Source organism: Thalassospira sp. ABL2_045 (assembly GCF_056161285.1).
The window spans coordinates 65,267-77,569 of sequence record NZ_JBSWYV010000006.1 but is presented as its reverse complement, the minus strand read 5'-3'; the positions used below and the strand labels follow the sequence as shown (position 1 = coordinate 77,569).

At 55.9% G+C, this 12,303-nt stretch carries 12 protein-coding genes; 4 read left to right on the top strand and 8 right to left on the bottom strand.

Going from position 1 to position 12,303, the window contains the following annotated elements; translation table 11 throughout:
• Positions 1-54: 54 nt before the first annotated feature.
• From ACXAIA_RS10640 to ACXAIA_RS10630, 3 genes are all read right to left on the bottom strand, one after another.
• Entirely contained in the window at positions 55-1,365 is a 1,311-nt protein-coding gene (locus ACXAIA_RS10640) for an ABC transporter substrate-binding protein (protein ID WP_475349305.1), read from the bottom strand.
• Positions 1,366-1,562: 197 nt separating this feature from the next.
• A complete protein-coding gene (locus ACXAIA_RS10635) occupies positions 1,563-2,513 on the bottom strand; it encodes a sugar-binding transcriptional regulator (RefSeq protein WP_475349304.1) in 951 nt (316 codons plus the stop codon).
• A 193-nt stretch (positions 2,514-2,706) separates the two neighbouring features.
• The gene (locus tag ACXAIA_RS10630; protein WP_475349303.1) at positions 2,707-3,729 is read right to left on the bottom strand and encodes an aspartate-semialdehyde dehydrogenase; all 1,023 of its coding nucleotides are present in this window, start codon (positions 3,727-3,729) and stop codon (positions 2,707-2,709) included.
• Between the two features lie 669 nt (positions 3,730-4,398).
• Between ACXAIA_RS10630 and ACXAIA_RS10625 the strand changes: the two genes are divergently transcribed.
• The 4 genes from ACXAIA_RS10625 (at position 4,399) to sigJ (ending at position 7,863) form a co-directional block, all read left to right on the top strand.
• Positions 4,399-5,622: a class I SAM-dependent methyltransferase gene (locus ACXAIA_RS10625; protein ID WP_475349302.1), complete on the top strand. Its 1,224-nt coding sequence runs from the start codon at positions 4,399-4,401 to the stop codon at positions 5,620-5,622.
• A 247-nt stretch (positions 5,623-5,869) separates the two neighbouring features.
• On the top strand, positions 5,870-6,286 hold the full coding sequence (locus tag ACXAIA_RS10620) for a hypothetical protein (protein ID WP_475349301.1): 417 nt from the start codon (positions 5,870-5,872) through the stop codon (positions 6,284-6,286).
• Between the two features lie 136 nt (positions 6,287-6,422).
• Positions 6,423-6,857, top strand: coding sequence for a carboxymuconolactone decarboxylase family protein (locus tag ACXAIA_RS10615; RefSeq protein WP_475349300.1), 435 nt, complete (start codon positions 6,423-6,425; stop codon positions 6,855-6,857).
• A 103-nt stretch (positions 6,858-6,960) separates the two neighbouring features.
• Positions 6,961-7,863 carry an RNA polymerase sigma factor SigJ gene (gene sigJ / locus ACXAIA_RS10610; protein ID WP_475349299.1) on the top strand — a complete coding sequence of 301 codons (903 nt, stop codon included), beginning with the start codon at positions 6,961-6,963 and terminating at the stop codon, positions 7,861-7,863.
• A gap of 56 nt (positions 7,864-7,919) precedes the next feature.
• On the opposite strand, the gene leuB is transcribed toward sigJ, so the two are convergent.
• From leuB to rplS, 5 genes are all read right to left on the bottom strand, one after another.
• On the bottom strand, positions 7,920-9,023 hold the full coding sequence (gene leuB, locus ACXAIA_RS10605) for a 3-isopropylmalate dehydrogenase (protein WP_475349298.1): 1,104 nt from the start codon (positions 9,021-9,023) through the stop codon (positions 7,920-7,922).
• Between the two features lie 91 nt (positions 9,024-9,114).
• Positions 9,115-9,726: a 3-isopropylmalate dehydratase small subunit gene (gene leuD, locus ACXAIA_RS10600; protein WP_475349297.1), complete on the bottom strand. Its 612-nt coding sequence runs from the start codon at positions 9,724-9,726 to the stop codon at positions 9,115-9,117.
• Between the two features lie 4 nt (positions 9,727-9,730).
• A complete protein-coding gene (locus tag ACXAIA_RS10595) occupies positions 9,731-9,919 on the bottom strand; it encodes a hypothetical protein (protein WP_062955955.1) in 189 nt (62 codons plus the stop codon).
• 11 nt (positions 9,920-9,930) lie between these two features.
• Complete coding sequence (gene leuC / locus ACXAIA_RS10590) at positions 9,931-11,337, bottom strand: 3-isopropylmalate dehydratase large subunit (protein WP_475349296.1); 1,407 nt, start codon at positions 11,335-11,337, stop codon at positions 9,931-9,933.
• A 556-nt stretch (positions 11,338-11,893) separates the two neighbouring features.
• Complete coding sequence (gene rplS / locus ACXAIA_RS10585; protein ID WP_475344196.1) at positions 11,894-12,301, bottom strand: 50S ribosomal protein L19; 408 nt, start codon at positions 12,299-12,301, stop codon at positions 11,894-11,896.
• Positions 12,302-12,303 lie beyond the last annotated feature (2 nt).

Here is a 12,303-nt window from a genome sequence, read left to right as displayed (position 1 = left end):
GGAGGTGCAGACCGGAATTCCAATCAGGTAAAGAATTCCGGTCTGGGAAGTTTATCAGTAGTAACCAGCCTTGCGCATGGTGCGATCGGTGGAGGATTGTGCAGCCGAAAGGGCCTGCTCAACACTCATCTGACCGGCAAGGGCTGCGGAGAACTGCTGACCAACCGTGGTGCCGATGCCCTGGAATTCTGGGATTGCGGCGAACTGGACGCCAACATACGGCTTCGGATCCAGGGTCGAGTTGATCGGGTCTGCGCTGTCGATCGCCAGAAGGGTCTCGTCTGCGAACGGTGCCGCTTCGAGATATTTCGGGTTTTCGTAAAGCGACATACGGGTGCCCGGCGGTACGTTTGCCCAGCCTTCCTTGGAGGCAACCAGTTCGAGATAGGCTTTGGAGGTCGCCCAGGAGATGAACTTCTGTGCGGCTTCTACTTTCTGTGAGCCCATCGGAATGCCAAGGTTCCAAGCCCAGAGCCAGTTGGCGCCGGAGCAAGTTACAGCGCACGGTGCTTCGGTGAAGCCGACCTTGTCTGCAACTTTGGATTCTTTCGGGTTGGTGACAAAGGATGCTGCAACGGTGGCGTCAATCCACATGCCGCATTTGCCGGAGTTGAACAGCGAAAGGTTTTCGTTAAAGCCGTTCGAGGTCGCGCCCGGAGGACCGTAATTCCCAAGAATGTTGGTGTACATGTCGAGCGCATCTTTCCATGCGTCGCCATCAAAGGTCGGTTTCCATTCTTCGTCGAACCAGCGTGCGCCATAGGCATTGCCCATGGTGGTAATCAGTGCCATGTTCTCACCCCAGCCGGCTTTGCCGCGCAGGCAGATGCCGTAAACGCCTTCGTCAGGCTTGTGGAGTTTCTTGGCGATCTCAAGGGTCTGATCCCAGGTCAGGCGACCGTTGATTTCGATGCCCGCTTCTTCGAACAGGTCGGTGCGGTACATCATCATCGAGCTTTCGCCGTAGAACGGTGCAGCATAAAGCTCGCCATCGTTCGAAACAGCGGAGCGGATCGCAGGCATCAGGTCATCGACGCCATAGTCGGAACCAAGATTATCAAGCGGTGCGAGCCAGCCTTTTTCAGCCCAGATCGGAACTTCGTAGGTGCCGATGGTCATGACGTCATACTGACCGCCCTTGGTGGCGATGTCGGTGGTGACGCGCTGACGCAGGGTGTTTTCCTCGAGCGTGACCCACTCAAGGGAAATGTCGGGGTTCTTGGAGGTGAAATCATCCGTCAGCTTCTGCATGCGGATCATGTCACCGTTATTGACGGTTGCGATGGTCAGTTTCGTTTCGGCATTGGCGTGTGCGATACCGCCAGCCAGCAACGCACATAGCGCTGCTCCCATTACGCGTTTCATATTTCCTCCCAAAGGACTATTTACCCGCTGAGCAACTTCAGCTGCACATATTGATCATTTGTTCAGGTGATGAGCATTCACTCAATTTCGCTATTACTTGTCAAACAAAATCGTTTTTGCGCCGCACAAAGAAACGCCCCGCCAACAGGGTTGGCAGGGCGCAAAGGCATTCGAACCATGTGCAAAACCGCCACGTGCTAGCGCAGCAAACTTTCCGCAGTTGCTTCGTCGGTAATGAGAGTTGAAATCAGTTGACCGCGCATGGCGCCCCGAATCGCTGCAACCTTTTTGGCGCCCTTGGCAACCGCGATGGTGTTGGTTGCGGGCTGCACAGCAGGCGCGCTGGTGACGCAATGATTGACCGGATGATCGAGGATATTGCCATCCTGATCAAAGGACCAACTGATCACCTCGCCAATGCCGCCGCTGTCGCGCAGCGAGACCAGCTCGTCTTTCGAGATAAAGCCATCAATATGCAGCGGTGCGTCATCGCCGAGATGCCCGACGCCGATAAAGCGGATGTCGGCCTCACGCGCGAGTTTGAGGATATTGTCCATCGGCGGCTGGGACTGCATCCGTTGGCGCATCTGCGGATCGGCAATGATGACCGGGATCGGTAATGGATAGTGCGGTGCGCGGGTGCGATCTGCCAGATCCGTGACCGCGTCATAGAAACTGGCCGCCCCGTCATGGGCGATGGTCCCCACCAGCGAGACGATCTTGTGATGATGGGCATCAATGCGCCCGATCTCATCGACCATGGCGCGCATGGCACGCCCCGTGCCCAATGCGATGATCTGCGGGTCGGTTGAATGCAGGGCACGTTCAAGATAGTTGGCCGCGGCCTGTGCCATACCAAACATCGCATCCGGGGCAGCCGGATCGGTCGGCACCACATCGCAACTGGCGATGCCATAAGTCTCGCAGATCGCCTTGCCCAGTTCCATGCAATGGGCAATCGGGTGATCGAGGTGGACTTTCACAAGACCTTCGCTGACAGCGGCCGACACCAGACGCTGTGCCGTCGGGCGCGACACGCCAAGCTTGTGGGCGATTTCATCCTGTGTGTTGCCAGCACAATAATAAAGCCAGCCAGCGCGGGCTGCTTCATCGAGGCGGGCCGCTTCCTTGCGCGTGCGTTTGACCATCCGATTCCCCAGATTTTTTTAGGCCCACAGTCTTTTTGACGGCGGGCATTTTTTGATTTTGAAATGTCGTGTTCTTTTTCCCTAGCGTCTTTTGGCGCCTCTGACCAGCATCTTGCCGGGATGTGGAACGACAAAACCCGCCCAGCGATGGGCGGGTTTTGCTTTCAAATCGGCGAAGGATCGAGCAGATCCCTTATTTCTTGGGCAGGAAATCGGCGATCAGTTTTTCTGCGATCTGCACGGCATTCAATGCCGCACCCTTACGCAGGTTGTCGCCAACACACCACAGCGACAGACCGTTTTCGACGGTCGGGTCCTTGCGCACGCGTGAGACAAAGACATTGTCTTCGCCCTGGACTTCCTGCGGGGTGACATAACCTTCGTCCTGACGGTAATCGACGACCGAGACACCCGGGAAGTCTTTCATGGCCTTGCGGGCGTCTTCAACTGTGATCGGTTTTTCAAACTCGATATTGATCGCCTCGCCGTGGCCGACAAAGACCGGGACGCGCACGCAGGTCGCGTGGACCGTGATTTCCGGCGCCAGGATCTTGCGGGTTTCGACCGTCATTTTCCATTCTTCGCGGGTCGCGCCATCGTCCATGAAGCTGTCGATATGCGGGATGACGTTAAAGGCGATCTGCTTGGTAAATTCTTCTTTCTGAGGCGGATCATTCACATAGATGCCGCGCGTCTGGTTAAACAGCTCGTCCATCGCCGCACGGCCAGCACCTGATACCGACTGATAGGTCGATACGACAATGCGTTTGATCGCGGCCATGTCATGAAGCGGCTTAAGGGCCAGCACCATCTGAATGGTCGAACAGTTCGGGTTGGCGATGATGTTTTTCTTGGCATAGCCCGCCAGCGCGTCGGCATTGACTTCCGGCACGACGAGCGGAACGCCTGGCTCCATGCGCCAGTAGCTGGAGTTATCAATCACGACACAACCGGCTTCGGCAGCCTTGGGGCCCAGTTTCTTGGCGGTTTCGCCACCAGCGGAAAACAGCGCAATGTCGGCCTTGGAAAAATCAAAGGTCGCGGCATCCGAAACCGACAGCTCGTCGTCTTCGCCATAGGAAACCGTGCGGCCGATGGATTTCGAAGAGGCCAGTGCAAAGATCTCGTCTGCCGGGAAATTGCGTTCGGCTAGGGTGTTGAGCATTTCGCGCCCAACATTTCCGGTCGCGCCAACAACGGCGATTTTAAAGCCCATCTGGGTGCCTCTTTTCAGTCTGTCAGGCGGCGGCGGTCCGCGCGCCTGCCTGTGAATAATGTCTGATAATCTGGGGCGACATGTAAGGGTTTCTGGGCAATTGCGCAAGCGTGTCCTTGGCAATGCGATAATGATTACTACTTGAGATTGCTGAAAAATCTGGCAGAATTGTTACAGGGGTTCATGTGTCGAACCTGAAATCAGATTCGTTTTGCATTTGCCGGGTTGATTTCTGACTTTCTGCCTGGCGGGCGTTGGCGCCACCAGTGCCACCACCTGACGACTTTTCCGGACGACCAGCCAAAACGTTCCTGATCAAGGTTAGATGCAGATATGCAGCAACGCTGCATATGGGGCGATCAGTAGGGCCAGAACCCACTAATTTGATTTGAATGGCAGACGTTATATTTGCGAAATCCAAGGAAAAGCCCGCGGGGCGGGCTGGTATCCCGGCCAAGGGGTTTGACGCCGGAGTTTGTAAATATAACGTCTGTCCTTCGGATTCACCGGATTAGCACGGGCTACTTTGTCGTAAAACTTTGAAAGATTTATATCTTCCTGCAGTTTTCCTCCGCGTATCCGCACAAATCCGATGAACCATTTAAACCAAATTAGTGGGTTCTGACCCTGTTCCGACTTTTGTAAAAAGGACGGCCGATGACGTACCCGATGACTTTGGATTGGACACAGAAAAAGGTTCTCGATTTCTTTCGGGAGCATGTGACGCGCGGAACTTTGGTCTTTCGCGTCGATGACAAGCACGAGATCGTGCTGGGGGACGGGACAGACCCGCGTGCGGGCATGACTGTTCCGGACTGGACCAACACACTTAAAATGGCACTGAGCCCGGACCCGGGCTTTGGCGAGGCTTTCATGCATGGCGGCTTCGACCTTGTGAAATGCGAGATGGAAGACCTGATACGGATCTTGCGTCTTAATTTCGAAGGCGGCCATTCGACCAGCGGATTTGGCAGCTTTATTGAAAAGCTGCAGGCGCTGAAATTCCAGATCGGGCAGTTTACCTCGGTCCGGGCAGCGTCGCACCGCGTGCGCCATCACTATGATATCGGCAATGATCTTTACACCCGGTTCCTTGACCCGGAGATGCAATATTCATGTGCCTTCTGGGATGATGGGGCGCAGACCCTGGAAGAAGCCCAGCACCGGAAAATGAGCCTGACGACACAGCGGCTCAAGATCAATGAACCCGGTTTGCGGGTGGTTGATATCGGGTGCGGCTGGGGCGGTTTGAGCCGCTTTATCCACCGGGAAACCGGGGCCGAGGTGCATGGCATTACCCTGTCGACCGAACAGTATAACTGGGCCCAGGAAAAGCGTGCCGAGATGGGCGCGAACATGAAGACAGGACTTGATTATCACCTGCTGGATTACCGCCTGTTTGCCGATGCCAATGCCGGGAAATATGACCGGGTGGTTTCGGTCGGCATGTTCGAGCATGTCGGACGCCATCAGTTCAAAACCTATTTCGAAAAGGTTGGTGAGCTTCTTAAGGCCGGGGGACGTGCGGTGATCCATACGATCATCAAGCCGCGCGCCGAATTCACATCGCCCTGGATTGACAAGTATATCTTCCCGGGCGGCTATATCCCGGCGGTGCATGAGGTGGTCGAGGCGGCCGAACATGCCAACCTGACGGTCGAAGCATCGCATTTCCACCCAGGGCGGAACTATGCCCAGACGCTGATTGCCTGGCGGGATCGGTTCCGCGAGGTGGCCGATGAACTGGACCCGGAAAAATACGACGAAGAATTCAAACGCATGTGGGAATTCTATCTGGCGGGCTGCATCAATGCCTTTGACGCGGCCGAGGGCGGCGGCGGCATGCGGGTCGTCCAGTTTGTCTTTACCAAGCCGGGCTTTGAATATGCCTGATGATTCAGGGCGGGAAACGACGGTTTCCCGCCCTGTTTGTTTTCCGAGTGCCGCTTCCCATATCAAGTAATAAGGCGCTCGAAATTGCTGCGGTGAGTTGCGCAGCATGACTGCAAATCAAAAATCAAACAAAAGCAGTCGCAAACGTGCCTTCAAACCAAGCCACATCGCGTGATGGACCGGCACGACAGATGTGAAAAGCGAATATGAAAAGTGATGGCCGGTCATTTTGTCGGGAGGAAACGACATGTTGAAAGTGATCACCTGGGATGACGCCGACCACCAGACGCAAACGGATGATGCCATGGCAGCGCATATCGGACGGTCGGAGGACTATGTTCGCGCCTTGGCGGACATTGAAATGTCGAGCTGTGAACGCGATATGCTGCGTGCCCACGCCAATGCCCCGGGACGCAAGATTACCGGTTTGAAACTGGCCGAAACGGTCGGGCATTTCGGGTGCCGGATCGGGAACAAGAAATACGGTCGCCTTGCTGCCAAGATCGCGACGGCAGCGGATTTGCCGAAGTGTGAGAGTGATGTCAGTGATTATCTGGCGGCGATCTTTACCCTTGCCGATGGCACGCAAAGCGATGGCGAGGACTGGACATGGGTAATGCATGACAATGTCGTCCGCGCGCTTGAGGATGCTGGCATGGTCTGAGGCGGGCGCATCGCTGATTTTATGAATTTCGAATTTTGCGGGCGGGTCGTGTAACACGGGCCGCCCGTATTTCGTCCTTGTTGGCAGAGGGGGGCATTTCCCCCAGATATTCCTCGTGTCACCAAGGAGAATAGTCATGACCCGCTTTGCCTTTCACGAAGTCAGCCCGAAACTGTTTCAGGCCCAGTTCGCGCTTGCCAACGAACTTGGCACAGACCCGCTGATCGCGCCGGTGTTGCGTGATCTGATCGAATGCCGGGTGTCGCAGATCAATGGCTGTGCCTATTGCGTGCGCATGCATTCAGACAGCTTCGCCAAACATGGCGGCGATCCCGTTAAAATGACGATGCTGCCAGTCTGGCAGAGTGCAGAAGGATTTACCGAGGCGGAGCGTGCGGCACTGGTATGGGCCGAATGCCTGACGCGCGCGGAATGCCAAGTCACGATTTCGAAGTGTCATCGCATGCTTCTGGATCATTTCGAGGAAGCCGAGATTTCCGAGCTGACCTGCATCATTGCCACGATGAATGCCTGGAACCGGTTGGGTATTGCGCAGCATGAATTTGCATAATCTTCGCAAGCTTCCTGACGGGGCTGGGAGAAGCCCTTACAATCAGCCACAAACAGCGATACGGGATTTGCCCGTATCGCTTCATGCGTTTGGTAGGTCATCCTTGGCAGATCGTATTTTTGAACAACATCGCGCGCGGCTTACTGCACTTGCCTATCGCATGCTGGGCAGTCATGCCGATGCCGAAGACGCGGTTCAGGATGTCTGGCTGCGCTGGCGCAATCAGGATCAGGACACGATCAATGATGCCACTGGCTGGCTGGTGCGGGTGTGCAGCAACATCTGTCTTGATGTGTTGAAATCAGCCCGCCGTCAGCGCGAGAACTATGTCGGCCATTGGTTGCCCGAACCTTGGCTTCCGCCCGAACAACCCAAAGCCGAAGCCGAGTTGATCGAGCGCGATGGCCTTGGACAGGCTTATATGTTGATGCTCGAACGTCTGGCCCCGATTGAGCGGGTGGCACTTGTGCTACACGAGGTTTTCGAGTGGTTGCATGATGACATCGCCCCCCTGATCGAACGTACGCCCAACAATACCCGCCAGATCCTGTTTCGCGCACGCCGCAAGATGCAGCGTGAAAATGACCGGGATGCTACGCCCGAACCGAATGCGACAGCGTGCGATCGCGAACGGTTGGACGCGTTTGTTACCGCGATCGGCACCAGTGATGTGGGGCGGTTGCTGGATCTGCTCGCCCCGGATGTGATTTTGTATTCCGATGGTGGGGGCAAGGCGCTGGCGACGGCCAATCCGCTGTTTGGGGCGGATCATGTTTCGCGATTCTTTGTCGGTGTCTGGGGCAAGCGCAGCCCGAATGAGCGCGTGCTTGGCATCACGCTTGCGGATGCATGCTGGCTTCTGATGGTCGAAGACGGGATTGTCACAACGGCAATTAGCGCGACCGAACGCGACGGGCAAATTATCGATCTGTTTGTGCACCGCAATCCGGACAAGCTGGCATTGTTTTCAGCGGTTCTGGCCGATGCCAAGGAAGTCACGCTGTAATGCAAAAAGGCCGGATCGAAATCCGGCCTTTTCATATTTGGGATCGTGAAGAATGATCAGACGAGTTTGTCGAGTTCGTTGATCAGCGACTCACCCATGACGGTGGTCGAAACCTTGGCCATGCTGTCCTGCATGATGTCAGCGGTGCGCAGGCCGCCCTTAAGGACGTTCTGAACCGCGTCTTCGATCAGGGTGGCGTCATCGCCCATGTCGAACGAATAACGCAGCATCATGGCAAACGACAGGATGGTGGCCAACGGGTTGGCAATGTCCTGACCGGCGATGTCCGGCGCGGAGCCATGTACCGGCTCATAGAGCGCTTTGCGCGCACCGTTTTCATCGGCCGCACCAAGCGATGCGGACGGCAGCATGCCGAGCGATCCGGTCAGCATGGCGGCACAATCAGACAGGATGTCGCCAAACATGTTGGTGGTGACCATCACGTCGAACTGTTTCGGGTTACGCACCAGCTGCATGGAGGCGTTATCAACATACATGTGGCTGAGATCGACTTCCGGGAAGTCCTTGGCAACACGTTCGACAACTTCGCGCCACAGAACGGTGGATTCCAGAACGTTGGCCTTGTCGACAGAGCACAGGCGCTTGTCACGTTTCATCGCCATGTCAAAGGCAACGCGTGCGATGCGTTCGACTTCCGGCTCGGAATAAACCAGGGTGTTGAAACCGTGACGGACACCGTCGCGTTCTTCGATACCGCGCGGCTGACCGAAATAGATGCCCCCGGTCAATTCACGCAGGATCATGATATCGAGACCCTTGACGATGTCTTCCTTGAGCGAGGACGCACCGGCAAGTGCATCGAACACCAGCGCCGGACGCAGGTTGGCGAACAGACCCATTTCCTTGCGGATTTTGAGAAGACCGCGTTCGGGTTTGATGTCGAACGGCATGTCGTCCCATTTCGGACCACCAACAGCACCGAGCAGAACCGCGTCCGCGGCCATGGCATCCGCCAGCGTTTCGTCGGTCAGCGGGTTGTTGTGCGCATCAATCGACGCGCCGCCAATCAGACCTTCGGTGATTTCGAAATTCACGCTGCGCTTTTTCGCCATCCAGTCCATGACGCGCTGAACCTGACGCATGACTTCCGGGCCAATTCCGTCGCCCGGCAGCATCAGTACTTTTTTGGTGGTGCTCATAAATGCTTCCTTCCCAGATATTATCGAGGCGCATGACCCCGTAGCGATCAGAAAACGGGCGACAAACCGATGTTTGCCGCCCGTTTTGCAATTACAGCGACAGCCAGGGCTGCGATGCAGCGCGCTTGGCTTCGAATTCGTTGATGGCGTCGCCCTTCTGCAGGGTCAGGCCGATATCGTCGAGACCGTTCAGCAGGCAATGCTTGCGGAATTCTTCGACTTCAAACTTGATGCAACCGCCGTCCGGGCCGCTGATTTCCTGATTTTCAAGATCGATGGTGACGGTGGCGTTGGCACCACGTTCCGCATCAGACATCAGTTTGTCGACATCTTCCTGCGGCAAGCGGATCGGCAGGATGCCGTTCTTGAAGCAGTTGTTATAGAAAATGTCGGCAAAGCTTGGTGCGATCACGCAGCGAATGCCGAAATCAAGCAGCGACCACGGTGCGTGTTCACGCGAAGAGCCACAGCCGAAGTTATCACCCGATACCAGGATCTTGGCATTGCGATAGGCCGGCTTGTTCAGAACGAAATCCGGGATTTCGTTGCCGTTGTCGTCGTAACGCATTTCATCAAACAGGTTCTTGCCAAGGCCCGAACGTTTGATGGTTTTGAGGAACTGTTTGGGAATGATCATGTCGGTATCGACATTGATCATCGGCAGCGGTGCTGCAACACCGGTGAGCTTGGTGAATTTTTCCATTGTCTTATCCCTTGCTTCCAGTTTCCCAGGCCAGACCGAGTGCTTCGATCAATTCTTCGGTCGCGTCGAGTTCCTGCGCAACGAAGTCCGGCAGGTTGATGCCGGTCAGTTGCGGCAGGAGCTGCTCAAGCACCGGTGCGCGGCCCAGACGCGGGGCACTTTCGCGGAAATTGATGAATGTCTGATCGGCCATGGGAACCTTCCTTAACCGAGTTTGCGAATGTCGGTCAGATGACCGGTGATCGCAGCCGCAGCTGCCATGGCCGGGCTGACGAGGTGGGTTCGACCACCACGGCCCTGACGGCCTTCGAAGTTACGGTTCGAGGTCGAAGCGCAACGCTCGCCCGGGGCCAGACGGTCCGGGTTCATCGCCAGACACATCGAGCAGCCCGGCTCGCGCCAGTCAAAGCCTGCTTCGATGAAGATCTGATCAAGGCCTTCGGCCTCTGCCTGTTCTTTCACAAGTCCGGAGCCCGGAACGATCATGGCATTCACGGTTTCGGAAACCTTGCGGCCCTTGGCGACTTCGGCAACAGCACGCAGGTCTTCGATACGACCGTTGGTGCATGAACCGATAAAGACGCGGTCGATCTTGATTTCCTCGATCGGGGTGCCTGCGGTCAGACCCATATATTCCAGCGAACGTTCGATGGCTTTCTGCTTGCCAGCATCCTTGCCATCGGTCGGGAACGGAACGGTGCCGGTGACGGGTACGACGTCTTCCGGGCTGGTGCCCCAGGTAACCTGCGGGACGATATCGGCAGCATCGATTTCGACAACTTTGTCGTAATGTGCGCCTTCATCAGAGGGCAGGGTCTTCCAGTATTCAACAGCCTGCTCGAACGCAGCACCCTTCGGTGCCATCGGGCGGCCCTTGATATATTCAAAGGTCTTTTCGTCCGGTGCGATCAGGCCGGCACGCGCACCGCCTTCGATCGACATGTTGCAGACGGTCATGCGGCCTTCAACCGACAGCGACCGGATGGCCGAGCCAGCATATTCGATAACATAGCCGGTACCACCAGCAGTGCCGATGCGACCGATGATTGCAAGGGTGATGTCCTTGGCAGTAACACCCGGATGCAGATCGCCTTCGACTTTGACCAGCATGTTCTTGGCCGGTTTCTGAACCAGCGTCTGGGTTGCCAGAACGTGTTCAACTTCCGAGGTGCCAATACCAAATGCCAGGGCGCCAAACGCACCGTGGGTCGAGGTATGCGAGTCACCACACACCATGGTCACGCCCGGCAGGGTAAAGCCTTCTTCCGGGCCGACGATATGCACGATGCCCTGACGCAGGTCAGCCATCGGGAAATAGTGAATGCCGGTATCCTTGGCGTTCTGGTCAAGGGTTTCAACCTGAATGCGGCTGTCTTCTTCCTTGATGCCTTCGGAACGGTCAGACGTCGGAACGTTGTGATCGGGCACCGCAAGCGTCAGCTCAGGATGGCGCACTTTGCGGCCCGTATTGCGCAGGCCTTCGAATGCCTGCGGGCTGGTCACTTCGTGGACGAGATGTCGGTCAATATAAAGCAGGCAGGTACCATCATCCTGCGTATCGACCACATGGCTTTCCCAAATCTTGTCAAAAAGGGTTTTAGGCTGACCCATCTCGACCTCCTCATAATACATCGATCTTTTGAGCAGCAACGCTTGGCCCGCCGGATGCAGTTCTGAATGTCACGAAGATCGGTGCAATACCAGCCGTGTATGGCGGGCGGGACGTGTCGTTTCTCCGGCGCAACCGGCTTTATCCGGTCTGCGAAATTTTATTATTCAGAACCACGCGGGTTTGATCGTTTTTGCCGCGGGAGTGCCTTTATACACGCCGCCTTCCAAATCGCAAGGTATGGGGCGCGTGTTTTTGGCTGTTTCACACTCCTAAATAGAGTGGGGCGGTTTGCAGCATCCCAAAGTAGCCAAATAAGGCTTTGGTGATGTAGGTAAGGGATATCTGATATAACCTGAGCTGATGAATTAATCCTCAGGTTTCTGCGGAACTGCCTTCATTGCGATGGAATCAGGCGATTCGCCATAATGCAATTAATATGTGTATTTCTGTTTTTGTGATCCATCAGGCGCGTAAGGCTAACGCAGATACCAAAAATGAAAACGGGCCCACCCGAAGGTGAGCCCGTCTTTGTTCTGACGCGAGATGCGCGAAGAATTACTTCTTCTTGCTGCGCTCTGCAGTGGTCAGCTTGCCTTTGTGGCCGGTGGTCTGCTCGGCGATACGTGCAGATTTACCGGTACGGCCACGCAGGTAGTAGAGTTTCGCGCGACGTACGTCACCGCGGCGAACGACTTCGATTTTGTCGATGGCCGGGGAATACGACTGGAAGATACGCTCAACGCCTTCGCCCGATGCGATTTTACGCACGGTGAAGGAAGAGTTGAGGCCGCGGTTCTTACGCGCAATGCAAACGCCTTCGAACTGCTGGATACGCTCACGGGTACCTTCAACGACTTTCAGGTGCACACGAACGGTATCACCTGCATCGAATTCCGGAACTTCGCGATTTTCAGCGATCTTGTCGAGCTGCTCTTTCTCGAGCTGCTGGATGATGTTGGTCATGG

Coding starts and splice junctions, on each gene's coding strand:
- ACXAIA_RS10640 (WP_475349305.1), bottom strand. CDS start 1,365: ATGAAACGCGTAATGGGAGCAGCGCTATGTGCGTTGCTGGCTGGCGGT.
- ACXAIA_RS10635 (WP_475349304.1), bottom strand. CDS start 2,513: ATGGTCAAACGCACGCGCAAGGAAGCGGCCCGCCTCGATGAAGCAGCC.
- ACXAIA_RS10630 (WP_475349303.1), bottom strand. CDS start 3,729: ATGGGCTTTAAAATCGCCGTTGTTGGCGCGACCGGAAATGTTGGGCGC.
- ACXAIA_RS10625 (WP_475349302.1), top strand. CDS start 4,399: ATGACTTTGGATTGGACACAGAAAAAGGTTCTCGATTTCTTTCGGGAG.
- ACXAIA_RS10620 (WP_475349301.1), top strand. CDS start 5,870: ATGTTGAAAGTGATCACCTGGGATGACGCCGACCACCAGACGCAAACG.
- ACXAIA_RS10615 (WP_475349300.1), top strand. CDS start 6,423: ATGACCCGCTTTGCCTTTCACGAAGTCAGCCCGAAACTGTTTCAGGCC.
- leuB (WP_475349298.1), bottom strand. CDS start 9,023: ATGAGCACCACCAAAAAAGTACTGATGCTGCCGGGCGACGGAATTGGC.
- leuD (WP_475349297.1), bottom strand. CDS start 9,726: ATGGAAAAATTCACCAAGCTCACCGGTGTTGCAGCACCGCTGCCGATG.
- ACXAIA_RS10595 (WP_062955955.1), bottom strand. CDS start 9,919: ATGGCCGATCAGACATTCATCAATTTCCGCGAAAGTGCCCCGCGTCTG.
- leuC (WP_475349296.1), bottom strand. CDS start 11,337: ATGGGTCAGCCTAAAACCCTTTTTGACAAGATTTGGGAAAGCCATGTG.
- rplS (WP_475344196.1), bottom strand. CDS start 12,301: ATGACCAACATCATCCAGCAGCTCGAGAAAGAGCAGCTCGACAAGATC.